At 71.7% G+C, this 25,652-nt stretch carries 24 protein-coding genes; 9 read left to right on the top strand and 15 right to left on the bottom strand.

Annotation, left to right across the window (positions count from 1 at the left end; genetic code table 11):
* Positions 1-12 precede the first annotated feature (12 nt).
* The 6 genes from DDJ31_RS24585 to DDJ31_RS24560 all read right to left on the bottom strand — a co-directional run bounded on the left by DDJ31_RS24585 (position 13) and on the right by DDJ31_RS24560 (position 5,054).
* Entirely contained in the window at positions 13-1,350 is a 1,338-nt protein-coding gene (locus DDJ31_RS24585; RefSeq protein ID WP_127178207.1) for a CpaF family protein, read from the bottom strand.
* Between the two features lie 48 nt (positions 1,351-1,398).
* A complete protein-coding gene (locus tag DDJ31_RS24580) occupies positions 1,399-1,752 on the bottom strand; it encodes a TadE/TadG family type IV pilus assembly protein (RefSeq protein WP_127178208.1) in 354 nt (117 codons plus the stop codon).
* A complete protein-coding gene (locus DDJ31_RS24575; protein WP_127178209.1) occupies positions 1,749-2,141 on the bottom strand; it encodes a pilus assembly protein in 393 nt (130 codons plus the stop codon). Before DDJ31_RS24575 ends, DDJ31_RS24580 begins: the two co-directional genes overlap by 4 nt.
* Positions 2,142-2,143: 2 nt before the next feature.
* A complete protein-coding gene (locus DDJ31_RS24570; RefSeq protein ID WP_127178210.1) occupies positions 2,144-3,397 on the bottom strand; it encodes an AAA family ATPase in 1,254 nt (417 codons plus the stop codon).
* 9 nt (positions 3,398-3,406) lie between these two features.
* Positions 3,407-4,114: a Flp pilus assembly protein CpaB gene (cpaB, locus tag DDJ31_RS24565; RefSeq protein WP_127178211.1), complete on the bottom strand. Its 708-nt coding sequence runs from the start codon at positions 4,112-4,114 to the stop codon at positions 3,407-3,409.
* Positions 4,115-4,211: 97 nt separating this feature from the next.
* Positions 4,212-5,054, bottom strand: coding sequence for a hypothetical protein (locus DDJ31_RS24560; protein ID WP_164784901.1), 843 nt, complete (start codon positions 5,052-5,054; stop codon positions 4,212-4,214).
* 697 nt (positions 5,055-5,751) lie between these two features.
* On the opposite strand from DDJ31_RS24560, the gene DDJ31_RS24555 reads away from it, so the two are divergent.
* The 3 genes from DDJ31_RS24555 to DDJ31_RS24545 are packed head-to-tail and all read left to right on the top strand — an operon-like array spanning position 5,752 to position 8,298.
* Complete coding sequence (locus DDJ31_RS24555; protein ID WP_127178212.1) at positions 5,752-6,183, top strand: DUF3592 domain-containing protein; 432 nt, start codon at positions 5,752-5,754, stop codon at positions 6,181-6,183.
* The gene (locus DDJ31_RS24550; RefSeq protein WP_171480896.1) at positions 6,183-6,572 is read left to right on the top strand and encodes a hypothetical protein; all 390 of its coding nucleotides are present in this window, start codon (positions 6,183-6,185) and stop codon (positions 6,570-6,572) included. The genes DDJ31_RS24555 and DDJ31_RS24550 overlap by 1 nt, the downstream gene beginning before the upstream one ends.
* Before the next feature lie 31 nt (positions 6,573-6,603).
* Positions 6,604-8,298, top strand: coding sequence for a chitinase (locus DDJ31_RS24545; protein WP_127178214.1), 1,695 nt, complete (start codon positions 6,604-6,606; stop codon positions 8,296-8,298).
* Positions 8,299-8,394: 96 nt separating this feature from the next.
* Here DDJ31_RS24545 and DDJ31_RS24540 read toward each other — a convergent pair whose 3' ends face one another.
* On the bottom strand, positions 8,395-9,717 hold the full coding sequence (locus DDJ31_RS24540; RefSeq protein WP_127178215.1) for an Nramp family divalent metal transporter: 1,323 nt from the start codon (positions 9,715-9,717) through the stop codon (positions 8,395-8,397).
* 190 nt (positions 9,718-9,907) lie between these two features.
* Here DDJ31_RS24540 and DDJ31_RS24535 point away from each other — a divergent pair, with 190 nt between their 5' ends.
* A complete protein-coding gene (locus DDJ31_RS24535) occupies positions 9,908-11,218 on the top strand; it encodes a M14 family metallopeptidase (RefSeq protein WP_127178216.1) in 1,311 nt (436 codons plus the stop codon).
* Here the strand turns inward: DDJ31_RS24535 and DDJ31_RS24530 are convergent, their stop codons facing one another.
* The 5 genes from DDJ31_RS24530 to DDJ31_RS24510 form a co-directional block, all read right to left on the bottom strand.
* Positions 11,219-12,001 (bottom strand): hypothetical protein, encoded by a 783-nt coding sequence (locus tag DDJ31_RS24530; RefSeq protein WP_240678088.1) that lies wholly within the window; start codon positions 11,999-12,001, stop codon positions 11,219-11,221.
* Positions 12,002-12,093: 92 nt separating this feature from the next.
* Complete coding sequence (locus DDJ31_RS24525; RefSeq protein WP_127178217.1) at positions 12,094-13,578, bottom strand: GntP family permease; 1,485 nt, start codon at positions 13,576-13,578, stop codon at positions 12,094-12,096.
* 126 nt (positions 13,579-13,704) lie between these two features.
* Positions 13,705-14,115: a RidA family protein gene (locus tag DDJ31_RS24520; RefSeq protein WP_127178218.1), complete on the bottom strand. Its 411-nt coding sequence runs from the start codon at positions 14,113-14,115 to the stop codon at positions 13,705-13,707.
* Positions 14,112-14,918, bottom strand: a complete 807-nt coding sequence (locus DDJ31_RS24515) for an IclR family transcriptional regulator (protein WP_127178219.1) — start codon at positions 14,916-14,918, stop codon at positions 14,112-14,114. Before DDJ31_RS24515 ends, DDJ31_RS24520 begins: the two co-directional genes overlap by 4 nt.
* Positions 14,915-15,970 (bottom strand): sugar kinase, encoded by a 1,056-nt coding sequence (locus tag DDJ31_RS24510; RefSeq protein WP_127178220.1) that lies wholly within the window; start codon positions 15,968-15,970, stop codon positions 14,915-14,917. The genes DDJ31_RS24515 and DDJ31_RS24510 overlap by 4 nt, the downstream gene beginning before the upstream one ends.
* Positions 15,971-16,115: 145 nt before the next feature.
* Here DDJ31_RS24510 and DDJ31_RS24505 point away from each other — a divergent pair, with 145 nt between their 5' ends.
* On the top strand, positions 16,116-17,381 hold the full coding sequence (locus DDJ31_RS24505; protein WP_127178221.1) for an amino acid deaminase: 1,266 nt from the start codon (positions 16,116-16,118) through the stop codon (positions 17,379-17,381).
* Positions 17,382-17,391: 10 nt separating this feature from the next.
* The gene (locus DDJ31_RS24500; RefSeq protein ID WP_127178222.1) at positions 17,392-19,002 is read left to right on the top strand and encodes an N-acyl-D-amino-acid deacylase family protein; all 1,611 of its coding nucleotides are present in this window, start codon (positions 17,392-17,394) and stop codon (positions 19,000-19,002) included.
* Positions 19,003-19,012: 10 nt separating this feature from the next.
* Here DDJ31_RS24500 and DDJ31_RS24495 read toward each other — a convergent pair whose 3' ends face one another.
* Entirely contained in the window at positions 19,013-19,837 is an 825-nt protein-coding gene (locus DDJ31_RS24495) for a trypsin-like serine peptidase (protein WP_127178223.1), read from the bottom strand.
* 231 nt (positions 19,838-20,068) lie between these two features.
* Between DDJ31_RS24495 and DDJ31_RS24490 the strand changes: the two genes are divergently transcribed.
* Both DDJ31_RS24490 and DDJ31_RS24485 read left to right on the top strand, forming a co-directional pair.
* Positions 20,069-21,280 (top strand): pyridoxal phosphate-dependent aminotransferase, encoded by a 1,212-nt coding sequence (locus DDJ31_RS24490; RefSeq protein ID WP_127178224.1) that lies wholly within the window; start codon positions 20,069-20,071, stop codon positions 21,278-21,280.
* A gap of 102 nt (positions 21,281-21,382) precedes the next feature.
* Positions 21,383-21,799 (top strand): hypothetical protein, encoded by a 417-nt coding sequence (locus DDJ31_RS24485; protein ID WP_127178225.1) that lies wholly within the window; start codon positions 21,383-21,385, stop codon positions 21,797-21,799.
* A 69-nt stretch (positions 21,800-21,868) separates the two neighbouring features.
* Here DDJ31_RS24485 and DDJ31_RS24480 read toward each other — a convergent pair whose 3' ends face one another.
* Positions 21,869-22,414, bottom strand: a complete 546-nt coding sequence (locus tag DDJ31_RS24480; RefSeq protein ID WP_127178226.1) for a putative immunity protein — start codon at positions 22,412-22,414, stop codon at positions 21,869-21,871.
* A 301-nt stretch (positions 22,415-22,715) separates the two neighbouring features.
* A complete protein-coding gene (locus DDJ31_RS24475; protein WP_127178227.1) occupies positions 22,716-24,548 on the bottom strand; it encodes a phosphoenolpyruvate carboxykinase (GTP) in 1,833 nt (610 codons plus the stop codon).
* A gap of 364 nt (positions 24,549-24,912) precedes the next feature.
* Here DDJ31_RS24475 and trhA point away from each other — a divergent pair, with 364 nt between their 5' ends.
* On the top strand, positions 24,913-25,626 hold the full coding sequence (trhA, locus tag DDJ31_RS24470) for a PAQR family membrane homeostasis protein TrhA (protein WP_127178228.1): 714 nt from the start codon (positions 24,913-24,915) through the stop codon (positions 25,624-25,626).
* Positions 25,627-25,652 lie beyond the last annotated feature (26 nt).

Here is a 25,652-nt window from a genome sequence, read left to right as displayed (position 1 = left end):
GTCGGTTCCTGCCTACCTGGCTTCTCGGACGGCGAGCTGGTCGAGGCTCTGGGCGACGCCGAACGCCTGCGGGACGGGCTGGCCGGCCAGGTAGAGGCGCTCGGCGGTGCGGCGCGGCAGCGGGAAGTACTCGAAGACGCCGTGGACGCGGCCGTCGGCGGTCATCGGGCGGGCGTGGAAGCGGGCGACGGTGATCAGCCGGTACGGTTCGCTGCCGTGGCTGTCGAGGACGGCGACCTCGGTGATCCGGCGGGCGCCGTCGGCGAACCTGGTCAGCTGGATGATCACGTCGATGGCGCTGTTGATCTGGTCGTGCAGTGCCTCGAAGGGCACTTCGACCTCGGACATCGACGCGAGGGTCTTCAGCCGCATCAGCGCGTCCTCGGCGCTGTTGGCGTGGACGGTGGCGAGCGAGCCGTCGTGGCCGGTCGACATGGCCTGGAGCATGTCGAGGGACTCGCCGCCGCGGACCTCGCCGACGACGATCCGGTCGGGCCGCATCCGCAGCGAGTTGCGGACCAGGTCGCGGATGGTGACCTGGCCCTTGCCCTCGACGTTGGGCGGGCGGGACTCCAGGCGGATCACATGGGCCTGCTGGAGCTGGAGTTCGGCGGAGTCCTCGATGGTGATGATGCGTTCGCCGCCGGGGATCAGCCCGGAGAGGGCGTTGAGGAGGGTCGTCTTGCCGGTGCCGGTGGCGCCGGAGACGATCACGTTGAACTTCGCCTGCACCAGGCCGGCCAGCAGGTAGAGCATGTGCTCGTCGAGCGAGCCGAGGCCGATCATCTCCTGGAGGGTGAAGGAGCGGGGGAAGCGGCGGATGGTGAGGGTGGCGCCGGTGAGGGAGAGCGGCGGGATGATCACGTTGACGCGTTCGCCGGACGGGAGGCGGGCGTCGACCATCGGATTCGACTCGTCGACACGGCGGTTGACGGTCGACACGATCCGTTCGATGGTCTGCATGAGCTGGTCGTGGGAGGGGAAGCGCAGCGGGAGCTGTTCGACCCGGCCGCCGCGCTCGACGAAGATCGCGTCGGGGCCGTTCACCATGATCTCGGTGATCGACGCGTCCTCCAGGAGCGGTTCGAGGATGCCGAGGCCGAGGGCTTCGTCGACGACCCGGCGGATCAGCTGGGAGCGTTCGACCGTCGAGAGGACCGGGCCCTCGCGGCTGATGATGTGCCCGAGCACCCGCTCGAGGCGGGCCCGGCGTTCGGCCGCGGCCAGCGAACTCATCTCGGCGAGGTCGATCTCCTCGAGGAGCTTGGCCCGGTAGGAGGCGACCAGGTGGCCGTCCTCGCCCCTGTTGCCGTTCTCCTCGGGGGAGTTGATGCGTGCCCGCAGGCTCATGGCTCCGGTGCTCCTCGCTCGTTCTGGTTCCTCGGTGTGCCGGTGGGCCTAGTGGTCGAGCGGCATCGTCGCCGTCCTGTGGGCCTGGTCGAAGTGCCAGAAGGGGACGACGGACGGGATGGCGATGCTGGCGGTGACGGTGACGGAGTCGCCGCCGGACGAGGAGGCGCAGCGGGTGCGTCCGGTCAGCCAGTCGCTGACCGCCTGGGCGCAGCCCTCGGCGGCGCTCCCGTCGAGGGAGGCGCTGCGCGCGCCGGCGCGGGCGGCGGTGCCCGCCTGCTGGGCGGTGTAGGCGATCAGTCCGAGCTGGACGGCGGCCATCCCGACCAGCAGCAGGATCGGCAGGAACCCGAGGTACTCCAGGGCGACTTGGCCGCGGTCGCGGTGCGGGTGCCGGTTCATCGCCTCGCCTCCTGTACGGCTCCGGCGTGTCCGTGCACGCGGAACGGGAAGTCGACCGTGCCGGGGAAGAGGACGGGCACCTTGAGGCGGACGTCGGCCGTGAAGTAGCCGGCCGCACCTGGACCGCAGGTGACCGTGCGCTGCCACGCGGACGGCAGTGTCCTCTCCCCTTTCCGCCGGCAGGCTCCCGGTGCGTCGCCCTCGGCGGCCGTGCCCGCCCGTACCGCCTCGTCCGCAGCATTCCCCGCGAGCGTGAACGTGTACCCCACGAGCACGAGCTGCCACAGCACCACCAGCGTGACGAGGATCGTCGGTGTCATGCCGAGGAACTCGATGGTGACCTGGCCGCCGTCCCGCCTCTCGCGCGTGCCTCCGGGTGGTCTGCGCATCGCTATCCCCCTCCGTCCCGGCGTCTGAACAGGCTGACCGAGCCCCGGTCGCCGCGTGCCCTGCCGCCCTTGTGGGCGCTCTCGGCGGCCTTCACCAGGCCCAGCTCTCCGGCCAGGCCCCACAGGGCCTGCTTCACCACGCTCTTGCTGTCGAGTTCGTGGACCCGGCCCGCGTCGACCGCGCCCTGGAGTTCCTTGTAGTGGGCGGGGACCGTGGTGGCGGCGACCGCCGTGCCGGTGATCCGCTGGATCAGCGGCGGCTGGATCTCGGTGGCGCGGGTGTGCCGGTTGACGACGACGGTGGTCTCCTCCGCCTTGCGGATCTGGAGCCGGTCCCACATCCGCACGGTCCGCTTGGCGCCGCGTACGGCGACCACGTCGGGGGTGGTGACGAGCAGCGCGGTGTCGGCCATCTCCACCGCGGCGGCGCCCGCGCCGCTGAGCTGGGCGCCGCAGTCGACGACGACGACCTCGTAGCGGGAGCGCAGCGCGGCGACGATCTGGCGGGCGGCGCGGTCGGTGACCTCCTCGCCGCGTTCGCCCTCGCCGGGGGCGAGGAGCAGGGCGAGTCCGGTGTCGTGGCGGAAGACGGCGTCGGCGAGGACGCGGGGCGAGATGTCGGTGATGGCGGCGAGGTCGACCACCGAGCGGCGGAACTGGACGTCCAGGTAGGAGGCGACGTCGCCGGCCTGGAGGTCCAGGTCGACCAGGGCCGTGGTCCTGCCTGACGCCTGTGCGGCGAGGGCGAGTTGGACGGCGGTGAGGGTGGCGCCGACGCCGCCCTTGGCGCCGCTGACGGTGACGACGGTGCCGCCGACGCCGGTGAACACGTCGCCGCCGTGGCCGAGATGGCGCCGGACGCCGGCCGACCACTGGGCCACCGCCTGGACGCGGCTGGCGAGTTCCTCGTAGCTGAGGGGCATGGCGACCAGGCCGCGGGCGCCGTAGTCCATGGCGGCCTGGAAGAGTCCCGGGCTGGCGTCGGTGGTGACGAGGATGACGCCGACGGCCGGGAAGCGCAGGGCCACTTCGCGGATGAGTTCAAGGGCCGGGACCGGGCCGATGCGTTCGTGGACGACGACCACCTCGGGCAGTTCGTCGACGGACTCGGCGGCGAGGCGCGCGAGGGTGTCGACGAGCTGCGTCGAGTCGACGACCGGGGCGACCGGTTCGGCGTCCGGGAGCTGGCTGAGCAGCGTGGTCAGGGAGCGGACCGCGTCCACGTCACCGACGGCCGGAAGGATCCTCGTGGGCATGCGGGCGTCTCACTTGTCCTTCGCTAGTTGGTACGTGCGGTCCTTGTCAGGGACCGTGGTGTCGCCGCCCGGCGCGACCAGGGCCAGCCGTACCCGCTGGGCGAAGGACTCGGCGTAGGTGATGCGCTGGGCGTCGAGCGCGGAGAGGGCGAACGTGATCGGGACGGCGTCGGTGGGCCGTTGCGTCCTGGTGCCCTCGGCCGGGTCGAGGGCGGTGATCTTGCCGACGTCGAGGACCTTGGCGTTGGTCACGATGATCTTCGACTGGGCGGGGTCGCCGTCCCGTTCGCCCGCGAAGGTGGCGTAGACGTTGACCGTCGCACCCGGGGTGATCTTGCCCGCCACGCCGGTCGCCGCGTCGATCATGATCGCGACCTCCTGCTGGCCCGGCTGGAGTGCGGGCTGCTCGACGATCATGTCGGTCTGGAGCAGGGAGCCCTCGCGCAGGGTGGTGACGGCGATCTTGCCCTGGATCTGGCGGAGGCTGGTCACCGCGGTGGGCGAGAGCCAGCGCTCGGGCATCTCTATCTTCTCGAACTGGTCCGTGGTCAGGGTGGTGTAGGGCGCCACGCTCTTCTTCAGCCGGTAGGCCGTGACCTCGGGTCCGACCTTCGACTTGACGTCGCTGATCACGGAGAGGACACCGGCGAACGCGCCGAGGGCGCAGAGGACCGACAGGAGCAGCAGGAGCACGCCTCGGCGCTGACGTGAGTTCATGAACCGTACAACCTCATCGGGGGGATGGTCGGTCGAGCGGACTTCGGATGAAGTGCCGGACGTGACGGACGTGGCTGCGAACCCTGGGGCGCAGGACTCATCGGGCGGTGATCTGGTTCTCGTGGAACGGTGGTACGGCGGAGCAGAAGACGCAGCGGTCGCCGATGACGTCGATGCCGCACCAGTGGCAGACGCCCTGCCGCACGGACGTCACGAGTTGGTACAGGACGGAGAGGTCGGGCAGGTACGCGGCGAACTCGACGAGCTTGCCCGTGCCCCACCAGGTGGCGGACTCCGCGGGCGACGGGACCTCGCGCAGCCCCTGCGCGCCCCACTGTTCGGCGAGGGTCGCGGTGACCCAGTCCGAGGGCGGCTGCCCCGGGGCGACGAGCATCCAGGTGCCGAACTCGGGTCCGGTCAGGGCGGCTTCGGGGCCGATCCTGACGAGCTGCGGTTCGGGGTGGGCGACGACGCCGAACTGGCTGCCGGGGACCCAGGATCTGGCGTGCGAGGTGAGGCCGACGGGGACCCGGTCGAGCCGGGCCACGGAGCCGAGCAGCGCGCCGCAGTGGATGTAGTGGGTGAGCAGCCGGCCGGCCGAGGCGAGCACCCCCGGGCTGAGGTCGCAGGTCGCGAGTTGACGCAACTGGCGGGCGAGGACGGCGAGTCCGAGCGGCGGCAGCGGCGGATGGAACAGCGCGATCCGGTCGCTCTCCAGGAGCGAGCGGATGGTGTACAGGCGCCGGGTGACCGCGTGGGGCACGGCCTGCGAGGAGACCACGACGAGATGTCCGTGCTGGTCGAGGAGGGCCTGGACGGCGCCGAGCGCCTCGTCGAGCGGCTGCCGGTCCAGGTCCGCGAGGACCACCGCGGGCAGGGTGCGTTCGTCCTGCGGCGGGAGCGCCATGTCGGCGCTCGTCACGGCGATGGCAGTGGGCACGCGCGGCTCCCCGTGTTGCGTCCGTCGCTCCGCCGGGGTGACTCCGGCGCATCGAAATGACTTCACTGCGTGACTACCTCAGCACTGTATCCACGCCACTGTGACCGGAGAACAGCGATTGCGTAGCTCCTGGGGAACTCCTGTGGCGCAAGTCATGCCAAACCGGGGCAGGTTGAGCATCTCGCCGCCCGCCGGACGGGTCCGTTCCGGCTGACCGGGTCCGCCGCCCCGGGTGCGGAGTGGGCCCGTGTCTGGGTCCCCGGGCCCACGCGCACCGGGGTGCCCGGCGCCTACGCTCGCGGCCGAACACACAGGCGAATGTCGGCCGGGAGGGGTACGCGTGCGTCACGGGAGAGACAGCGGAACGCGGGTGACTCGGGCGACGCACGGGACTCAGGTGCCGCACGTGCCGCACGTGACTCAGGCAACTCGGGTGACTGAGGCGGCTCAGGCGACCCGGGTGACGCAGAAGAAGACCGAGACGCCGGCCGCCGCGCAGTTCCCGGGCGTCCCACAGGGGAACACTCGCCACTATGTGCCCTACAGCCGCTGTGCGAACTGACCTCGGGGGAAGCCCTCCGCCGACGAGGACCCACCGCCCGCTCCCGGCCGGGGGGCTCCGGGGCGACGCCGTGCGCGGTCGCCTGCCCGCCTCCGGTCCGAAGCGGACCGTCGCCTTTGCGAAGGTGCGCTAGCCATGGGATTACCGGAGACGGGCGACGTCGTACTCGCCCTGCTGGTCGTGGTGTCCGGGGCCGTCGCGGTGCGGTGCGCGCGCCGGCTGGTGACGGTGACGCGGGTGCTGCGGCGCGGGGTGCGCACCGGCGGCGAGTGCGTGCGGGTCACGGCCGAGCCGTACCACCGCTCGGACGCCGTACGGCACTTCTTCGCCTTCCACACCACCGACGGCACCCGGGTCGAGTTCGAGGCGATGGTGCGCCGCTCCACCGAGGAGGGCACCCCGGTCACCGTCACCTACGATCCGCGCGACCCGGCCGGGACGGCGGCGGTGACGGGCCGGGGGAGCTGGCCGCCGGTGCTCCAGGCGCTGGCGCTGACGTCGGGGTGCGGTCTCGCGGCGGTGTGGTTCACGGCGGTCCTCGTGCACGGGGTCCTCGGGGGCGGCTGATGGCGTTCGCCAGGTCCTGGGCGGCCGGGGCCGTGGTGCTGGCGCTCACCGCGTACACGCAGGCCACGGTGGTGCACCGGTATCTCGTCGGCCCCGGGGGCGTCGGCTCGTTCGGGGCGGCGCTCGCCCTCGTCCACCTGCCGAACCTGCTCTCGGTGACACTCGCGACGTGGGCGGCGGCCCGCGTCCACCCGGAGCCGTGGCGGCACGATCCGGTCCGGCACCCGGTGGCGGCCTGCGCGGTCCCGGTGGCGGCCCTGCTGCTCGCGTCGGCGCTGCGCCCGGAGTTCCTGGCACCGGCGCACGGGTCGCTGTGGATGTCGACGGCGGTGCTGCTCGCGGGGTGCGCGGCCGGACTGCTGCTCGACAAGTTGGTCTGGACCTCTTGACAGCAGGATTGGCCTAGACCAACTTGTTGTCATGTCCCCACACAGAAGATCGGCACGGCTCTGGTCGGGAGCCGTCACCGCCGCCCTCGCGCTCTCCCTGGCGGGCGCGGGCCAGGCGTCCGCCGCGGACGTCAACAACGCGAAGAACGCCGGTTTCGAGAACGGCCTGAGCAACTGGACGTGCTCCGCGAACAGCGGCGCCACCGTCAACTCACCCGTCCACGGCGGCACTTCCGCGCTCAAGGCGACCCCGGCCGGGCAGGACAACGCCCAGTGCGTACAGACCGTGGCCGTCAAGCCCGGTTCGACGTACACGCTGAGCGCCTGGGTGCAGGGCGGGTACAGCTACCTGGGCGTGACGGGCACCGGCACCACGGACGTCTCCACCTGGACGCCGGACACGGCGAGTTGGAAGCAGCTCTCGACGACGTTCACCACCGGCTCCGCCACCACCTCGGTCACCGTCTACACGCACGGCTGGTACGGACAGGCCGCCTACTACGCGGACGACCTGTCGGTGTACGGCCCCGACGGCGGCGGGGGCGGCGACCCGGCCCCGACCGTCCCGGCGACCCCGGCGGGCCTCGCGGTGTCGGGCACCACCTCGTCGTCCGTCTCGCTGGCCTGGAACGCGGTGTCGGGCGCGACCGGCTACAGCGTCTACCGCAACGGCACCAAGGTGACGGCGGTGACCGGAACGTCGGCCACGGTGACCGGGCTCGCCGCCTCGACGGCGTACTCCTTCCAGGTCACGGCGACCAACGCGGCCGGCGAGTCGGCCAAGTCGGCGACCGTGACCGGCACCACCACCGCGACCGGCGGCGGAGGCGGGGGCGGCACCCTCGCCGCGCACGCGGTGACCGGGTACTGGCAGAACTTCAACAACGGCGCCACCGTCCAGAAGATCTCCGACGTGCCGTCCCAGTACGACATCATCGCGGTGGCCTTCGCCGACGCGACGACGACACCGGGCGCGGTCTCCTTCACCCTCGACTCGGCCGGTCTGAACGGCTACACCGCCGATCAGTTCAAGGCCGACATCAAGGCGAAGCAGGCGGCGGGCAAGAAGGTGATCATCTCCATCGGCGGCCAGAACGGCACGGTGTCGGTGAGCGACGCGACCTCGGCCGCGAACTTCGCCAACTCGGTGTACACGCTGATGCAGACGTACGGCTTCGACGGCGTCGACATCGACCTGGAGAACGGCCTCAACGCCACCTACATGACCCAGGCGCTGCGCTCCCTGTCGGCCAAGGCGGGCTCCTCGCTGATCATCACGATGGCGCCGCAGACCATCGACATGCAGTCGACGTCGAACTCCTACTTCCAGACGGCCCTGAACATCAAGGACATCCTCACCGTCGTCAACATGCAGTACTACAACAGCGGTTCGATGCTGGGCTGCGACGGCAAGGTCTACTCGCAGGGCTCGGTCGACTTCCTCACCGCGCTGGCCTGCATCCAGTTGGAGGGCGGCCTCGCCCCGTCCCAGGTCGGCCTCGGCCTGCCCGCCTCGACCAGCGGCGCGGGCAGCGGCTACGTCTCACCGACAGTCGTCAACAACGCCCTCGACTGCCTGGCGAAGGGCACCGGGTGCGGCTCCTTCAAGCCGTCCAGGACCTATCCGGGACTGCGCGGCGCGATGACCTGGTCGACCAACTGGGACGCGTCGGCGGGCAACGCCTGGTCGAACACGGTCGGCCCGCACGTCCACGCGCTGCCCTAGAACGGCCCGCTGTCCATCCCCGCCCCCACCCCTGCCCCCGCCCGGCTCCCCGGGCGGGGGCACGGCGCTGTCGGGCCGCCGCTGCCCTCGGTGCCGTCAGAGGAAGTCGGCCCAGGGCTGGTCGAGGACCTGCTTCACGCACAGGACCAGGAACAGCGTCCCGGCCAGCACGAGGAGGGTGTTGCTGAGCGGCCCGTTGCGCCAGGGGGCGGGTGTGCGCGAGGAGTTGAGGAGCAGCAGCAGGGTCAGCGCGAGGAACGGCAGGAAGGCCGCGCCCAGCACGCCGTAGAGGATGATCAGGCGGAACGGCTGGCCCTGGAACAGCAGAACGATCGGCGGGAACGTCAGCCACAGCAGGTAGGCGCGGAACGGCCAGGACCGTTCACGGGCGCCGGAGGCGACCTCGGTGCCGGCGGCGGGTGCGCGGTCGCGGGTGCGGGCCACGAAGTCGGCGAACATCAGGCTCACGCCGTGCCAGACGCCGATCAGCGAGGTGAACGAGGTGGCGAAGAAGCCGATGAGGAAGAACGTCGAGGTGGCCCGGCCGTAGGTGTCCGCGAGGATGTCGCCGAGCTGGATCAGGCCCTGGTCGCCGCTGGAGATCGCCACGTTCGCGGAGTGCAGCAGTTCGGCGCCGACGAACAGCATGGCGACCACGAAGACGCCGGTGGTGAGGTAGGCGACCCGGTTGTCGAGGCGCATGACCTTCATCCAGCCGGTGTCGGTCCACCCCTTGGCGTTGACCCAGTAGCCGTAGGCGGCCAGCGTGATGGTGCCGCCCACCCCGCCGATCAGGCCGAGGGTGTTGAGGACCGAGTCCTTCTCGTCGGGCAGTACCGGCAGCAGGCCCGCGAAGGCTTGCCCGAGGTGCGGGGTGACCCTGACCGCGAGGTAGACGGTCACCACGAACATGACGCCCACCAGGACCGTCATGACCTTCTCGAAGACGGCGTACCTGTTGAACCAGACGAAGACCAGGCCGGCCAGACCGCAGGCGACGGCCCACGCCTTGAGGTCCATCACCCCGGGGAACAGCGCCTGGAGGGGCAGCGCGCTGGACGACATCGCCGCCGCGCCGTAGACGAACCCCCAGACCACGGCGTAGACGACGAAGAACCAGCCGGTCCAGCGGCCGAGGCCGGCCCACCCGTCGAAGAGGGTGCGGCCGGTCGCGAGATGCCAGCGGCCGGCCGCCTCGGCGAGGGAGATCTTCACCAGGCAGCCGACGACGGCCGCCCAGAGCAGGGTGTAGCCGAAGTTGCCGCCCGCGATGAGGGTGGCCACCAGGTCGCCCGCGCCGACGCCGGTCGCGGCGACCACGATGCCTGGGCCGATGTGCTTCCAACTCGATCTGCGGGGGGTGGAGTCGGGGCCGGATGGAGCCTCGGTGTCAGTGGGGTGTCCCGTGGTGTCCGCCATGCGGGTCAAGTAACAGCACAGCGGTGCGCCGGACAAGAGGGCGTGGACCTGGGGGTCCTTGACGTCCTCTTGACCTGCTCATGCCACGAGCAGAACGATGGGCGGCACCGCACCGGCACGTCGCTGAACCACCCCCCGCTCCACTCCCCCGCTTCCGGCACCCCCGGAACCCGGAGAACCAGGAGAATTCATGCGACTTCGCACCCGAGGACCCGGCCTGCTGGCCGCCCTCCTCGCCCTGGCGCTCGCGGTCCCCCTCACCGCGTCCGCGGACGGCGCCCGCCCCACGGCACCCTCGGCGGAGGGTGTCCGCCAGTACGAGATCCACGTCGACCACAACACCCCGGTCACCCGCACCGCCATCGCGGCCGCCGGGGTGAGCGTCGACGAGGCCGACGAGGAGACCGTCGTCGTCTCCGGCCGCGCCGAGCAGATCCGCGCCCTGCGCGCCAAGGGGTACGAGGTGGCCCCGGTGGGCGCCGCCCCTGACCGGTCGGACGGCGAACCGCGCCTGTTCGACTTCCCGTCGGCCGACTCCCGCTACCACAACTACGCCGAGATGAACGCCGAGATCGACCAGCGGCTCGCCGCCTATCCCGGCATCATGAGCCGGCGCGTGATCGGCACGTCGTACCAGGGCCGGGACATCGTCGCCATCAAGGTCAGCGACAACGTCGCCACCGACGAGAACGAGCCCGAGGTCCTCTTCACGTTCCACCAGCACGCCCGTGAACACCTCACCGTCGAGATGGCGTTGTACCTGCTGCGGGAGCTGGGCGCCGGGTACGGCAGCGACCCACGGATCACCGGCCTGGTCGACAGCCGCGAGATCTGGATCGTGCCCGACCTCAACCCGGACGGCGGCGAGTACGACATCGCCACCGGCTCCTACCGGTCCTGGCGCAAGAACCGGCAGCCCAACTCCGGTTCCACCGCGGTCGGTACGGACCTCAACCGCAACTGGAACCACAAGTGGGGCTGCTGCGGCGGGTCTTCGGGCTCCGCGTCCTCCGAGACCTACCGCGGTGCGGCCGCCGAGTCCGCGCCCGAGGTGAAGGTCGTCGCCGACTTCGTGCGCGGCCGGGTGGTCGGCGGCAAGCAGCAGATCACCGCGGGCATCGACTTCCACACCTACAGCGAACTGGTGCTGTGGCCCTTCGGGTACACGTACTCGGACACCACCACCGGCATGACGGCGGACGACTACAACGCCTTCCGCACGGTCGGCCAGAAGATGGCCGCGAGCAACGGGTACACCGCTGAGCAGTCGAGCGACCTGTACATCACGGACGGCTCGATCGACGACTACCTGTGGGGCGTGCACCGGATCTTCTCGTACACCTTCGAGATGTACCCGCGCTCGGGCGGCGGCGGGTTCTACCCGCCCGACGAGGTGATCGAGCGGGAGACCTCACGCAACGAGGACGCCGTACTGCAACTCCTGGAGAACGCCGACTGCATGTACCGGGCCATCGGCAAGGAGGCCCAGTACTGCGGCTAGCTACTCCTTCCCGGGCTCCTGAGCCTTGCCGGGCTTCCCGGGCTTCGCGGAGTCCGCGGGGTTCTCGGGGTTCGCGGGGTTCTTGGCGTTCTCCTCCGACTCGCCCTCCCCGGCGTCGACTTCGGCCTCCGGGCCGTCCTCGGCGGCGGGGTCGATCCCGGGCTCCGAGTCGGGCTCGGGCCCGGAGTCGGGCTCCGTCTCCGCGGCGCCGTCCTCGAAGTACGTGTCGAGGACGGCGTCCAACTCCCGGTCCCACTCGTCGAACCGCGCCCTGGACTTCGCCTCGATCTCGATCGGGTACCAGCGGCGGTCCGGGGTGTGGACGGTGATCGTGAAGCGCTTGCCGAAGCGGGGCGACTCCGTCTCGACGGCGCCGATCTCGTCCCAGCGGAATTCGCACGCCTGGTCGTCGAGGGAGAGCCGGACGCCCCGGTGGTCGGCGACGATCCGCGCGCGGCGGTCGGACGCCTCGAAGACGGGCCCTTCGACGGCCTCGTCACCCGCGGGCACGGCGTCCTCGGGCTCCACGGGCTCCTCGGGCTCCACGGGCTCCTCGGGCTCCACGGCGGACCGGACGTCCGACTCGCGGCTCCCGTCCTCGCTGCTCACGTCCTCGGGGTGTTCCTCCTCGGTGTCCTGGGCGGCCTCGGCTTCGGTCTCGGCCTCCGTCGGCTTCCCCGTCGCCTTCCCGGCGGACGAGGGCGACGTGAGCCCGGGGATGAAAGCCGGGTCGAATCCGGCGCCCTCCAGGGGCTGGCTGCTCGAACCTATGCGCTGCTCCACAGCGGGCAGTATGGTCGAAGATCCTGTGCCGGGCACAGCCAGCCCCAACTTCGTTATCAGACGCCTACACGACGGCACCCGGACGGCGGTACCTACACGAAGACGCTGAGCACGGCCGCCACCGCGAAGCCCGCGACGGACAGCACCGACTCGAGGACCGTCCAGGTCTTGAGGGTGTCGCGCTCGCTGATGCCGAAGTACTTGGCGACCATCCAGAAGCCGCCGTCGTTGACGTGCGAGGCGAAGATGGAACCCGCCGAGATCGCCATGATGACGAGCGCGACGAACGCCTGCGAGTGGTCGCCCGCCGCGAGCAGCGGGGCCACGATCCCGGCCGTCGTGACGATCGCGACCGTCGCCGAGCCCTGCGCGACCCGCAGCACCAGGGAGATCAGATAGGCGAGGACCAGCACCGGCAGGCCCACGTCGTGGAAGGTGTCGGAGAGCGCCTGGGCCACGCCGCTCGCCTTGAGGACGGCGCCGAAGACACCGCCCGCGCCGACCACGAGCAGGATGTTGCCGACCGGCTTGAGCGACGAGGTGGAGACCTTCTCCAGGGACGCGCGGGACCAGCCGCGCCTGATGCCGAGCAGGTAGTAGGCGAGCAGCAGGGCGATGGTCAGGGCGACGAAGGGGTGGCCGAAGAACTCGACGACCGAGCGGCCGGTGGATGGGTCGAGGGCGATCGAGGAGAAGGTGGCGGCGAGGATCAGCACCAGGGGCGTGCCGATGATGCCGAGGACCGTGCCGAGCGGCACCGGGTGTTCGCGGGGCGCGGTGCCGTCGCCCGCGGCGCGCTGCTCGTCGAGGACGGCTCGTCTGGCCTCGTCGGCGGCCTCGACCATGTCCTGCGGCACGGGCACGAAGATGCGCCGGCCGATCCAGGCGGAGTACGCCCAGGCGGCGAGGACCGCGGGGATGCCGCAGACCACGCCCATGAGGATGACCCAGCCGAGGTCCACGTGGAGGAGTCCCGCGGCGGCGACCGGGCCGGGGTGCGGGGGCAGGAAGGCGTGGGTCATGGAGAGTCCGGCGAGCAGCGGCAGGCAGTAGAGCAGGATCGACTTGCCGGAGCGTTTGGCGGCGGCGTAGACGATCGGCGCGAGGACGAAGATGCCGACGTCGAAGAAGACCGGGATGCCGAAGATGAGGCCGGTGAGGCCCATCGCGAGGGGGGCGCGTTTCTCGCCGAAGAGGCGCAGCAGCCGGGAGGCCAGCACCTCGGCGCCGCCGCTGACTTCGAGGATCGCGCCGAGCATGGTGCCGAGGCCGATGATGATGGCGACATGGCCGAGGATGCCGCCCATGCCGGACTCGATGGTGGAGACGGCGTCGGAGCGCTGGACGGTGCCGAAGAGTTCGGTGACGGAGAGGCCGGCCATCAGGCCGACGGCTATGGAGACGGCGAGCAGCGCGACGAACGGCTGGAGCCTGGCCTTGATGATGAGGACGAGCAGCAGGGCGATGCCGAGGGCGGCGATGGTGAGCAGTCCTGCGGTGCCGTCGATGAGCAGGAGCAGTCCGCCGGTGTGGGGTGGGGCTTCGGGGGCGGCGGGTGCGGCGAGCGGGAGGGGCATGGGGGTCCTCTTCGTGGGGGCATGAAGCTTTCGGGCAGGGCGGATCGCGGCACGGCGCCCCGGGAGGTCCGGGACGCCGTGCCGTACTGCGGTGCGGGGTGGGGAGTGTGACGCGGGGGCCGCGGGTCAGCCGAGGACGGCCAGCGCGTCGATCTCGATGAGCAGGCCCGCCGGGAGGCCGACGTAGACGGTGGTGCGGGCGGCGGGCGGGGCGGTGAGCGCCTGCTCCTCGAAGTAGGTGTTGTAGAGGGCGTTCATCTCGGCGAAGTGGTCGACGTCGGTGAGGTAGACGCGGATCATCATCACGTCGTCCCAGCTCGCGCCGCCCTCCTCCAGGATCGCCTTGACGTTGGCGAGGGTCTGGAGGGTCTGTTCGCGCAGGGTGGGGCCTGCCGGGGTGGGGGCCTTGCCCGCTTCGGCGGGCAGGAAGCCGACCTGGCCCGCGACCTGGAGGATGTTGCCCTTGCGCACGCCGTGCGAGAACTTCGCGGGCGGGGTGGTGTGGGTCGCGGGGGTGAGGGCGGTCTTGTCGGTCATTCCGGGTCCTTCGTCGAGGGTTCGTCGCTGCGGTGGTTCGGGTGGGCGGGGTCGGTGACGGGGGTGCGGCCCGAGTACTCGCCGCTGATGGCGTCGGCGGTGCGGCGCACCAGCGGGAGCAGGGTGAGGAGTTCGTCGGCGGTCACGACGACGTTGGGCGCGGAGACCGACATGGCGGCGGCGACCTTGCCGTCGGCGCCGCGGATGGGGGCCGCGACGCAGTTGATGGACTCCTCGTGGCCGCCGAGGTCGGTGGCCCATCCCTGGTCCCGCACCTTCTCCAACTCCCGCAGGAAGGCGGGGGCGTTGGGGGTGGAGCGGGCGGTGTAGAGGGGGTAGTCGAGCTGTTCGGCGCGGGTCCTGCGTTCGCTCTCGGGGAGGTCGGCGAGCAGGAGTTTGGCGACGGCGGCGACGGTGATCGCGACCGGTTTGCCGATCCGGGAGTACATCCGCACCGGGTAGCGGCTCTCCACCTTGTCGATGTAGAGGACCTCGTGCTCCTCGTGGACGGCGAGGTGGACGGTGTGTCCGCACTGCTCGTTGAGGCGGACGAGGTGGGGGTGGGCGATCTCGCGGATGTCGAGGTTCTCCATCGCCTCCTGGGCGAGGGCGATGAGCCGGGCGCCGAGCCGGTAGCGCTGGTCGGACTGGCGGTAGACCAGGCCGTGTTCGTGCAGGGTGCGCAGCAGCCGCAGGGCGGTGGACTTGTGGACGCCGAGCCGGTCGGCGACCTTGCCGAGGTCTGCGGGGCCCTCGGCGAGCAGCGGCAGGATGCTGAGCGCGCGGTCGACGGTCTGGCTCATGGCGTACGTACCTCCTGGTCGGCCCGGTCGTCGTCGGCTGCGGTGGTCCAGCCGGGGCCGAGTCGAAGTGTCCCCCACGCCGTGTCGTCGAGGGCGGCCAGCCGGTCGGCGTGGCCGCGGGCGGGCGGCCTGGCGAGGTCGCCGGGGACGGTGAGGGCGGCGGCGGCCGTCAGGTGGCCGTGCCGGAGGCGGTCGCGGACGGGCAGGTCGCGCAGGGTGGCGGAGAGGAACCCGGCGGCGAAGGCGTCGCCCGCGCCGACGGCGGCGACGACGTCGACGTCGAGGGCGGGTACGGAGGTGACGCCCGCGTCGTGGAAGACGGTGGCGCCGCGGGCGCCTTCCTTGACGACGAGGGTGCGGGGTTCGGGCAGGGCCCTGCGGACGGCGTCGGGTCCTTCGATGCCCCAGGCGTCCCTGGCCTCGTCGTCGCCGACGAAGACGAGGTCGCAGCGGCGGGCCAGGTCGCGCAGGACGGTGCCGGCCTCGGCCCGGTCCGGCCAGAGGCCGGGGCGGTGGTTGACGTCGAAGGAGAGCAGCGGGCGGCCGGCGGCGGGCGCGGTCAGGGTGTGCAGCAGGGCGCGGCAGTCGGCGGAGAGGGCGGCGGTGATGCCGGAGAGGTGCAGGACGCGGGCGGCGCGGACGGCGGTGAGGTCGAGGGTGGTCGCGGACATCGCGGAGGCGGCGGAGCCGGCCCGGTAGTAGGCGACCTCGTGGGTGTCGTCGGCGCGGTCGCCCGCGGTGCGGAAGTAGATGCCGGTGGGGCGGGCGGGGTCGCGTGGTACGTGGCGGGTGTCGACGCCCCAGGAGGCGATCCGTTCCACAAGGTGGTCGCCGAAGCCGTCGGCGCCGACCCGGCTGACCCAGCGCACGGAGTGTCCTGCGGCGGCCAGGACGCAGGCGACGTTGGATTCGGCGCCGCCGATGGCGCGGTCCCAGGAGGGGACGTCGGCGAGGCGGCCGGGCCGGGTGGGCAGGAAGGTGACCATGGACTCGCCGAGCGTCACCACGTCGACCACGTCGGGGGCGGCGGTGGGGGGTCCGGCGGTGGTCACGATGGTCGTCGCTCCTCGTGCTCGCGGGTCTCGGCTGCTTCCGTTGACCCGGGGTTGGCTGGGATGTTAGACAGCGGTGAGCGACATACGCAATGAACGTTGCAGAAGATGCAACAGAGGCCACCGACCCCTTCAGGGAGGCTCCATGAGTGCCGAGGCGCTCGACCGGCTCGCCGAGGAACGCGTCGACCACCGCTTCAAGGGCCTCCCGCCGGACGCCGAAGGGCTGACCGTGGGCGAGCTGACCGCCCAGCGCCGCAACCTGTTCACCGGCGGCTTCACCACCCCGGTGCTGGCCCTCTCCGCCGAGCGCCTCGAACACAACCTCGCGCTCATGGAGCGGTACGCGGCCCGCCACGGCCTGCTGTTCGCCCCGCACGGCAAGACCTCCATGGCGCCCCGGCTCTTCCAGCGGCAGATCGAGCGCGGCGCCTGGGGCATCACCCTCGCCGTCCCCCACCAGGTGCGGGTGGCCCGCGCGTTCGGGGTGCGAAGGGTGTTCCTCGCCAACGAACTCGTCGACCCGGCCGCCCTCGCCTGGATCGCCGCCGAGCAGGACGCCGACCCGGACTTCCGGCTGGTCTGCTACGTCGACTCGGTGCGCGGCGTGCGGCTGATGGACGCGGCGCTGTCCGGCGCCGTCCGGCCGCTGGACGTCGTCGTGGAACTCGCCGCGGGTGACGGCGCGCGCACCGGGGTGCGGACCGAGGCCGAGTGCGCGGCCGTCGCCGACGCGGTGGCCGCCACCCGCACCCTGCGGCTGACCGGGGTGGCCGGCTACGAGGGCGAGGTGCCGGGCGCGGACCCGGAGCGGGTGGCCGCCTATCTGCGCCGACTGGTCGCGCTGGCCGCCGACTTCGACCGGGCCGGCCGGTTCGCGGGCGCCGAGGAGGTCGTGGTGAGCGCGGGCGGCAGCGCCTGGTTCGACGCGGTCGCCGAGGTCTTCGCCGAGATCCCCGAACTCTCCCTGCCGGTGCTGAAGTTGCTGCGTTCGGGCGCCTACGTCTCGCACGACGACGGCCACTACCGCAGGCTCACCCCGTTCAACCGGGTGCCCGAGGAGGGCGCGCTGGAACCGGCGTTCCGGCTCTGGACGCAGGTGGTGTCGAGGCCCTCCGCCGAGCAGGCGTTCACCAACGCGGGCAAGCGGGACGCCGCCTACGACCTGGACCTGCCGGTCGCCCAGGTGGTGCGCGCGGACGGCGGCGAGCGGCCGGCCGACGGCATCGAGGTCACCGGCCTCTCCGACCAGCACGCCTGGCTGCGCACCGGGCCCGACGCGCGGATCGACGTCGGCGACTGGGTCGGCCTCGGCCTCTCCCACCCGTGCACGTCCTTCGACAAGTGGCAGCTGATCCCGGTGACGGAGGCCGACGGCACGGTCGTCGACTACCTCCGCACGTTCTTCTAGGAGGCAGGCCGTGCGGGAACTCGTCATCAGGGGCGCCGACGTCGTGGACGGCGGCGGTGGCCCGTCGTACCGCGCCGATGTGGTGGTCGACCAGGGGCGGATCGTCGAGATCGTCCGTGAGGCGGCCGCGGCGGGCCGCCGACGGCCGGGCGCGCGGCGGGAGTTGGACGCGGCGGGCCTGGTCCTGTCGCCCGGCTTCATCGACATGCACGCGCACAGCGACCTGGCCCTGCTGCGCGACCCCGACCACAGCGCCAAGGCCGCGCAGGGCGTCACCCTCGAAGTCCTCGGCCAGGACGGTCTCTCGTACGCGCCCGTCGACGACCGCACCCTCGCCGAGGTGCGCTCCACCATCACCGGCTGGAACGGCTCGGGCGACGACATCGACTTCGACTGGCGGTCGGTCGGCGAGTACCTCGACCGCCTCGACCGGGGCATCGCGGTCAACGCGGCCTATCTGATCCCGCAGGGCACGGTCCGGATGCTGGCCGTCGGCTGGGAGGACCGCGCGGCGACCCCCGCCGAGCTGGAGCGGATGCGCGCCCTGGTCGCGGAGGGCCTCGAACAGGGCGCGGTCGGCCTGTCGTCGGGGCTCACCTACACGCCCGGCATGTACGCACGGGACGCCGAACTCACCGAGCTGTGCCGGGTGGTGGCGTCCTACGGCGGCTACTACTGCCCGCACCACCGCTCCTACGGCGCGGGCGCCCTGGAGGCGTACGAGGAGATGGTGGCGCTGACCCGGGAGGCGGGCTGCGCCCTCCATCTGGCGCACGCCACGATGAACTTCGGGGTGAACAAGGGCCGCGCGCCCGAACTCCTCGCCCTGCTGGACACCGCTCTCGCGGCGGGCGCGGACATCAGCCTCGACACCTACCCGTACACCCCGGGCTGCACCACCCTGGTGGCGATGCTGCCCAGTTGGGCGAGCGAGGGCGGCCCCGAGGCGATCCTGCGGCGGCTGGCCGACCCGGCGGCGGCCGAGCGGATCCGCCACGATCTGGAGGTGGTCGGCGCCGACGGCTGCCACGGTGTGCCCATCGAGTGGGACACCGTGGAGATCTCGGGCGTGGGCAGCGAGGCGCTGGCGCCGTACGTGGGCCGCACCGTCCAGGAGTCGGCCGACCTGCGCGGCGAGTCCCCGTGGACGACGGCGCGCCGGCTGCTCGTCGAGGACCGGCTCGGCCCGACGATCCTCCAGCACGTCGGCCACGAGGAGAACGTCCGGGCGATCATGCGGCACCCGGTGCACACCGGCGGCTCGGACGGCATCCTCCAGGGCAGCAAGCCGCACCCGCGCGCGTACGGCACCTTCCCGCGCTATCTCGGCCACTACGTACGGGAGTTGGGCGTCCTCTCGCTGGAGGAGTGCGTGGCCCGTCTGACGTCGCGGCCCGCGGCCAGGCTGCGGCTGCCCGACCGGGGCCTGGTGCGCGAGGGCTACCGCGCCGACCTGGTCCTGTTCGACCCGGCGACGGTCGCGGCGGGGTCCACCTTCGAGCGGCCGCGCACCCTGCCGGTGGGCATCCCGCACGTCCTGGTGGACGGCCGTCCCGTGATCGAGGACGGCCGCCGCACCGACGTCCTGGCGGGCCGCTCGGTCCGCCGCACCCCCCGGTAGCCGCGCCCGGCTACGGCTTGGGCAGGGTGCAGGCGGCGGCGCTGAGGTTCAGCGCGTTGGCCGAGGTGAAGCAGGCGGGGATGTTGTAGGTCTCCTCGGCGTAGTTGATGCCCTTGCGGACGGTCACCGTGCCGTTCGCGTCGACCTCGCACGGGTTGTTGACCGTGCAGCTCGCGCCGTCCTCGTTGCCCGTGTTGTTGACGGCGACGACCTGCCCGGTGCTGGTGTCGATCACCGGGGAGCCCGAGGTGCCGCCGATGGTGTTGCAGGCGGAGGTGTAGCGGACCGAGTCCTTCCAGGTCCAGCTGCCCTCCTTGAGGCGGTAGACGAACCCGTCGATGTTGCAGCTGTAGATCGTCTTCCAGTACCCGGAGACGACCTTGATGGCGGTACCCGCGGTCGGGTGGGTGGCGCTGAGGGTGAGCGGGCTGATCCCGTACGCGCTCTTGATCGCCGCGTAGGTGGTGGTGGTGCGGTAGATCGTCACGTCCGTGTCGGTCATGGTCGAGTAGAGGACCTGGTTGGCGCGGAGCGTGGCGACGGTGGTGCCCGCCGAGTTCAGCAGCCCGAAGGTGCGGCTCGACGACTGGCCCGTGATGACCTGGCCCGCGCTCGGGAAGCCGGTCTCCAGGCAGTGGCCGTTGGTCATCACCAGCGCGGGCGCGGTGTCCGTGGAGCCGGGGAAGCGGATGACCGAGCCGGAACAGTTGCTGAGCGAGACGATGCCGGCGAAGTCGACGGTCACTGCCGCGGCCTGTGGTGCGGCGACCGCGGGTGCCACGGTGGCCCCGGCGACGGCCAGGGTGGCGAGCGCGGCAAGGAGAGGCTTGCGCATGTGGGGTCCCCTCGTGGACGCGGGCGGCCGGAGATCGTCCGGCCACCCCGGAATTGTCATGTGCATTGTTGTGGTGACGAGGGGGTGGGACAAGGCGCGGTTTCCGGTCACATAGCTGGCGTGAACCCGTCATATCCGGACCCGGCGGAGAGGGCCCGCTCCGGGCCGCGGACACCTCGCGTGGCGGAAAACACGACGCGAGGTGCGTTACCGGGCCGTAAGCTCCCAGACATGCAGGTGATCCAGTCGACCAAGCTCTCCAACGTCTGTTACGAGATCCGCGGGCCGGTCCTCGATGAGGCGATGCGGCTGGAAGCGGCCGGTCACCGCATCCTCAAGCTGAACACCGGCAACCCGGCCGCGTTCGGCTTCGAGTGCCCCCCGGAGATCCTGGAGGACATCCTCCGCAACGTCTCCACCGCCCACGGCTACGGCGACGCGAAGGGACTGCTGGCCGCCCGTCGCGCGGTCGTCATGCACAACCAGACCCTCGGCATCGAGACCGACGTCGAGCACGTCTTCGTCGGCAACGGCGTCTCCGAGCTGATCGTGATGGCCATGCAGGGCCTGCTCGACGACGGCGACGAGGTCCTCGTCCCCGCCCCCGACTACCCCCTGTGGACGGCCGCCGTCTCGCTCTCCGGCGGCACCGCCGTCCACTACCGCTGCGACGAGCAGTCCGACTGGATGCCCGACCTCGCGGACGTCGAGCGCAAGGTCACCGACCGCACCAAGGCGATCGTCATCATCAACCCCAACAACCCCACGGGCGCGGTGTACGACGAGACGGTCCTCAAGGGGCTCACCGACATCGCCCGCCGGCACAACCTGCTGGTCTGCTCCGACGAGATCTACGACAAGATCCTCTACGACGGCGCCACCCACACCCCGACCGCCAAGGTCGCCCCCGACCTGCTCACCCTCACCTTCAACGGCATGTCGAAGGCGTACCGGGTGGCCGGCTACCGGGTCGGCTGGATGGCGATCTCCGGGCCGCGCGCGCACGCCGACTCCTACATCGAGGGCCTGACGATCCTGGCGAACATGCGATTGTGCGCCAACATGCCGGGCCAGCACGGCGTGGTCGCCGCGCTCAGCGGGCGCCAGACCATCGACGACCTGGTGCTGCCCGGCGGCCGGCTGAAGGAGCAGCTCGACACCGCCTACGAGCTGCTGACCCAGATCCCGGGCGTGACCTGCGTGCGGCCGAAGGGGGCGCTGTACCTCTTCCCGCGGCTCGACCCGAAGACGTTCAAGATCAAGGACGACCGGCGGATGGCGCTCGACCTGCTGCGCCGCGAGAAGATCATGGTCGTCCAGGGCACCGGCTTCAACTGGCCGGAGCCCGACCACTTCCGGGTCGTCACCCTGCCGTCGGTCGGGGACCTGCGGGACGCGGTCGGGCGGATCGCGCACTTCCTCGACGGCTACGGCCAGCCGTGAGTCTCACGCTCCGTAGGTGAGCGGTCCGGCTTTGTGAAGCGCATAACTTTAGACGAAATCTAAGCTAGGATGGTTTCCTGTCACCGCACTGGAGGCCGTCCCATGTACGAACCGATCCGCACCAAGTCGGTCCACAGCACGACGGCCGGCAGGCCCTCCGACTTCCCGCACCGCTCCCGCGAGGAGGAGCTGGACATCCAGCTCGCGGGGCACCTCGCGGCGCTGCTGGCCGTCACCGACGAGCTGCGCGCGAGCGCCCCGTCCACCGAGCTGGACACGGCGGCGGACCGGCTCGCCGGGCAGGTCGCCCGGCTGCGCGGAGGACCCGCACCGGCCAGGCTCACCGCCCCCGCGGACGCCCTCGACCCGACCGTGCTCCACCAGCGGGCGCAGGCGCTCGCCGGACGGGCCCTGGTCGTGGCGGCGTCCCGCGCGGACACGGCGGCGGCCATCCTCTCCGCCGAACGCATCGACGCCCACGCGGCGGCCCTGCACCCGCAGGCCCTCGCCGCCCGCTGACCCCACCCGGGTCTCCCCCGACGGCCCCGGTTCGCGCGCGCCGTACGGCACGCGCACCGGGCGCCACCCTCACCGGCGCGGGTCTCGGCCCCGCAGCGCGCCGTCCAGCCGGTGGTAGAGCGTGTCCGGGCGACCGCGGCCCGGATTCCGCGGCGGCATCCGGGAGAGCAGCTCACGGACCGGCGCGGGGCACCGCTCGATCGCGTCGCGGATCTCGTCGTCCCCCGCCTCCGTCGCCGCTCCCCGCCCGTGCGCCAGGTCGCGGGCGCGGGCCGCGTGGACGGCGGGCGCCAGGATGTGCCGCGACTGGTGCGGGGTGGCCAGCGGATGCAGATACGGGGTCGCCGCCGCGCAGCAGGCGGCGCGGGCCGCCGCGGCGGCCGCCGGGTCCCCGGCCTCGCCCGCCGCCTTCTGCGCCGCCCAGGCCACCGACCGCAGCGCGCCGGTCCGCCGCCCGTCGCGCACGTAGAGCCGGACCGCGTCGAGCGCGGCACGCGGACGCGGGTCGCCGGGAGCCGCCTTCTCGAACAGCGGCAGCACCCGTTCGGCGCAGTCGGCGGCCCAGCCGGCCAGCAGCCGGCGCTCCTCGTCGCTGATCGGCACCTCGTCGCCCATCCGCCCATCATGGCGGCCACGCACGGAACCGTCGTCCCTCTTTTTTCCGATCGCGGCCGGAGGACCCGCCGAACTCACCGCCGCGCGGGGCGCGTTGCCCCGACCCGGCGGCGTGGGCGGGCACGGGCGAAGGGCCGCCACCGGGGTCCCGTCGGGGCGGACGGGAACCCCGGCGACGGCCCCGGGCCCCGCACGCCGTTGTACGGGGCCTCGCCGGTCTTCGGGTGGTGCACCGCGGCCGGCCGTGACGATCGCTGGTCAGGGCACATCCGGGCCGGCCGCGGAGTCTCGCGGGACGGGGTCAGCCCAGGCGCCGCACCAGCGCGCGGTACTCGTCCCACAGCTCCTTCGGGGTGTGCTCGCCGAAGGTGTCGAGGTGGCCGGGGATCAGGGCGGCCTCCTCGCGCCAGATCTCCTGGTCCACGGTGAGCAGGAACTCCAGGTCTTCGTCGGGCAGTTCGAGGCCGTCGGTGTCCAGGGCGCCCGGCGCGGGCAGCACGCCGATCGGGGTCTCGACGCCCTCCGCGCGGCCGTCGAGGCGGTCGACGATCCACTTCAGGACGCGGCTGTTCTCGCCGAAGCCCGGCCACACGAACTGGCCCGCGTCGTTCTTGCGGAACCAGTTGACGTAGTAGATCTTCGGGAGCTTCGCCTGGTCCTTGCCCTTGGCGACGTCGATCCAGTGGCCCATGTAGTCGCCCATGTTGTAGCCGCAGAACGGCAGCATGGCGAACGGGTCGCGGCGCAGCTCGCCGACCTTGCCCTCGGCGGCTGCGGTCTTCTCCGAGGCCACGTTGGCGCCGAGGAAGACGCCGTGGTTCCAGTCGAAGGACTCGGTGACCAGCGGGACGGCGGAGGCGCGGCGACCGCCGAAGAGGATCGCGGAGATCGGCACGCCCCTGGGGTCCTCCCACTCGGGCGCGATGGTCGGGCACTGGGCGGCTGGCACCGTGAAGCGGGCGTTGGGGTGGGCGGCCGGGACGCCGTCGGCGGGCGTCCAGTCGTTGCCCTTCCAGTCGGTGAGGTGCTCGGGGGTCTGCTCCGTCATGCCCTCCCACCAGACGTCGTTGTCGTCGGTGAGGGCGACGTTGGTGAAGACGGAGTTGCCCCAGAGGGTCTTCATCGCGTTGGCGTTGGTGTGCTCGCCGGTGCCGGGCGCGACGCCGAAGAACCCGGCCTCGGGGTTGATGGCGTAGAGGCGGCCGTCCGCACCGAACCGCATCCAGGCGATGTCGTCGCCGATGGTCTCGACGGTCCAGCCGGGGACGGTGGGCTCCAGCATGGCGAGGTTCGTCTTGCCGCAGGCGCTCGGGAAGGCGGCGGCGACGTACCGGGACTCGCCGCGCGGCGGCGTCAGCTTGAGGATCAGCATGTGCTCGGCGAGCCAGCCCTCGTCGCGGGCCATGACGGAGGCGATCCGCAGGGCGTAGCACTTCTTGCCGAGCAGGGCGTTGCCGCCGTAGCCGGAGCCGTAGGACCAGATCTCGCGGCTCTCGGGGAAGTGCGAGATGTACTTGGTCGGGTTGCACGGCCACGGCACGTCGGCCTCGCCCTCCTGGAGGGGGGCGCCGAGGGTGTGGACGGCCTTGACGAAGAACCCGTCCGTGCCCAGTTCGTCCAGGACGGCCTGGCCCATGCGGGTCATGGTGCGCATCGAGACGGCGACGTAGGCCGAGTCGGTGATCTCGACGCCGAGCGCGGAGAGCGGGGAGCCGAGGGGGCCCATGCAGAAGGGGACGACGTACATCGTCCGGCCGCGCATCGAGCCGCGGAAGACACCGCCGCGGCCCTCCTTGCCGCGGAAGACCTCGCGCATCTCGGCGGGGTCCTTCCAGTGGTTGGTGGGACCCGCGTCCTCCTCCCGCTCGGAGCAGATGAACGTCCGGTCCTCGACCCGCGCGACGTCGGTGGGGTCGGAGGCCGCGTAGTAGGAGTTGGGGCGCTTGACCGGGTCGAGCCGCTTGAAGGTGCCCTTGGCCACGAGCTCCCCGCACAGGCGCTCGTACTCGCTCTCGGATCCGTCGCACCACACCACGTGGTCCGGCTGGGTCAGTTCGACGATCTCGTTGACCCACGAGATCAGTTCTTTGTGGTGGGTGGGGACGACGGAGGGAGCCGCGTTGTCGCGCGCCACGATTGCTCCTAGATGAGGGATTTTTTGTTGGAGGCCCCGTGGGGGCTGCGACCCGGATGCCACCACGCTGGTTCGCTGCACGTGAACCCTCTGCGCTCATCCGGTGCCGACCGCACTCATTTGATCATCCGACGCGTCCGCCCATCTGTCCAGAGGGCCTCACACTTGAGCGGAGTGAGGATCGCCACGTACCCGAACGTTTCGGAGCGTTCCTTTGCGTGCGCGTTGGGTTCACCTGAAGGTCCCTTGGTGCCACCCTGACGCGGCGGGCACCCGCGCCAACTACCGTGAGACGATGGCCACTCTTCGTCGGCCCCAGCCGTTGTTGACCCGTAACTTACGGTTCCGTAGGTACGATGCGGGCATGACTGCGTCCGCCCCTGACGCGCCCACGGACCAGCCGCCCGTCGGCCGCGGTCCCACCGCGCTCTCCCTGCCGCACCCGGTGAAGCCGAAGCTCCGAGGCTGGCTGCACCTGGGTATGTTTCCGGCCGTTCTGGTCGCCGGACTGGTGCTGACCGCCCTCGCCGACTCCTCCCGGGGCCGGATCGCCTGCGGGATCTACGTCCTCACGGCGTGCCTGCTCTTCGGCGTGAGCGCGCTGTACCACCGGGGCGACTGGAGTCCGCGGATGGACGGCGTGCTGCGCCGCCTCGACCACGCCAACATCTTCCTGATCATCGCGGGCACCTACACCCCGCTGACGATGCTGCTGCTGCCCGGCGCGAAGGGGCAGGCGGTGCTCTGGGGCATCTGGGCCGCCGCCGCGGCCGGCATCGCCTTCCGGGTCTTCTGGGTCGGCGCGCCGCGCTGGCTCTACACCCCCTGCTACATCGCGATGGGCTGGGCGGCCGTCTTCTTCCTGCCCGACTTCATGCGCACCGGCGGCATCGCCGTCCTCGTCCTGGTGATCGTGGGCGGACTGCTCTACAGCGCGGGCGGGGTCGTCTACGGCATCAAGCGGCCCAACCCCTCCCCGCGCTGGTTCGGCTTCCACGAGGTCTTCCACTCGCTGACGCTGGCCGCGTTCGTCGTCCACTACGTCGGGATCTCCCTGGTGGCGTACCAGCACGGGTGACCGCCCGCCCCTCCCCCGTCAGGGCC

Source organism: Streptomyces griseoviridis (assembly GCF_005222485.1).
Taxonomy (GTDB): Bacteria; Actinomycetota; Actinomycetes; order Streptomycetales; family Streptomycetaceae; genus Streptomyces; species Streptomyces hintoniae.
The sequence above is the reverse complement of the archived record's forward strand: the minus strand, read 5'-3'. Positions and strand labels throughout refer to the sequence as shown.

What these genes read in the sequence shown, in the direction of transcription:
- DDJ31_RS24585 (WP_127178207.1), bottom strand. Translation starts at nt 1,350, where the DNA reads ATGAGCCTGCGGGCACGCATCAACTCCCCCGAGGAGAACGGCAACAGG.
- DDJ31_RS24580 (WP_127178208.1), bottom strand. Translation starts at nt 1,752, where the DNA reads ATGAACCGGCACCCGCACCGCGACCGCGGCCAAGTCGCCCTGGAGTAC.
- DDJ31_RS24575 (WP_127178209.1), bottom strand. Translation starts at nt 2,141, where the DNA reads ATGCGCAGACCACCCGGAGGCACGCGCGAGAGGCGGGACGGCGGCCAG.
- DDJ31_RS24570 (WP_127178210.1), bottom strand. Translation starts at nt 3,397, where the DNA reads ATGCCCACGAGGATCCTTCCGGCCGTCGGTGACGTGGACGCGGTCCGC.
- cpaB (WP_127178211.1), bottom strand. Translation starts at nt 4,114, where the DNA reads ATGAACTCACGTCAGCGCCGAGGCGTGCTCCTGCTGCTCCTGTCGGTC.
- DDJ31_RS24555 (WP_127178212.1), top strand. Translation starts at nt 5,752, where the DNA reads ATGGGATTACCGGAGACGGGCGACGTCGTACTCGCCCTGCTGGTCGTG.
- DDJ31_RS24550 (WP_171480896.1), top strand. Translation starts at nt 6,183, where the DNA reads ATGGCGTTCGCCAGGTCCTGGGCGGCCGGGGCCGTGGTGCTGGCGCTC.
- DDJ31_RS24545 (WP_127178214.1), top strand. Translation starts at nt 6,604, where the DNA reads ATGTCCCCACACAGAAGATCGGCACGGCTCTGGTCGGGAGCCGTCACC.
- DDJ31_RS24540 (WP_127178215.1), bottom strand. Translation starts at nt 9,717, where the DNA reads ATGGCGGACACCACGGGACACCCCACTGACACCGAGGCTCCATCCGGC.
- DDJ31_RS24535 (WP_127178216.1), top strand. Translation starts at nt 9,908, where the DNA reads ATGCGACTTCGCACCCGAGGACCCGGCCTGCTGGCCGCCCTCCTCGCC.
- DDJ31_RS24525 (WP_127178217.1), bottom strand. Translation starts at nt 13,578, where the DNA reads ATGCCCCTCCCGCTCGCCGCACCCGCCGCCCCCGAAGCCCCACCCCAC.
- DDJ31_RS24520 (WP_127178218.1), bottom strand. Translation starts at nt 14,115, where the DNA reads ATGACCGACAAGACCGCCCTCACCCCCGCGACCCACACCACCCCGCCC.
- DDJ31_RS24515 (WP_127178219.1), bottom strand. Translation starts at nt 14,918, where the DNA reads ATGAGCCAGACCGTCGACCGCGCGCTCAGCATCCTGCCGCTGCTCGCC.
- DDJ31_RS24505 (WP_127178221.1), top strand. Translation starts at nt 16,116, where the DNA reads ATGAGTGCCGAGGCGCTCGACCGGCTCGCCGAGGAACGCGTCGACCAC.
- DDJ31_RS24495 (WP_127178223.1), bottom strand. Translation starts at nt 19,837, where the DNA reads ATGCGCAAGCCTCTCCTTGCCGCGCTCGCCACCCTGGCCGTCGCCGGG.
- DDJ31_RS24490 (WP_127178224.1), top strand. Translation starts at nt 20,069, where the DNA reads ATGCAGGTGATCCAGTCGACCAAGCTCTCCAACGTCTGTTACGAGATC.
- DDJ31_RS24485 (WP_127178225.1), top strand. Translation starts at nt 21,383, where the DNA reads ATGTACGAACCGATCCGCACCAAGTCGGTCCACAGCACGACGGCCGGC.
- DDJ31_RS24480 (WP_127178226.1), bottom strand. Translation starts at nt 22,414, where the DNA reads ATGGGCGACGAGGTGCCGATCAGCGACGAGGAGCGCCGGCTGCTGGCC.
- trhA (WP_127178228.1), top strand. Translation starts at nt 24,913, where the DNA reads ATGACTGCGTCCGCCCCTGACGCGCCCACGGACCAGCCGCCCGTCGGC.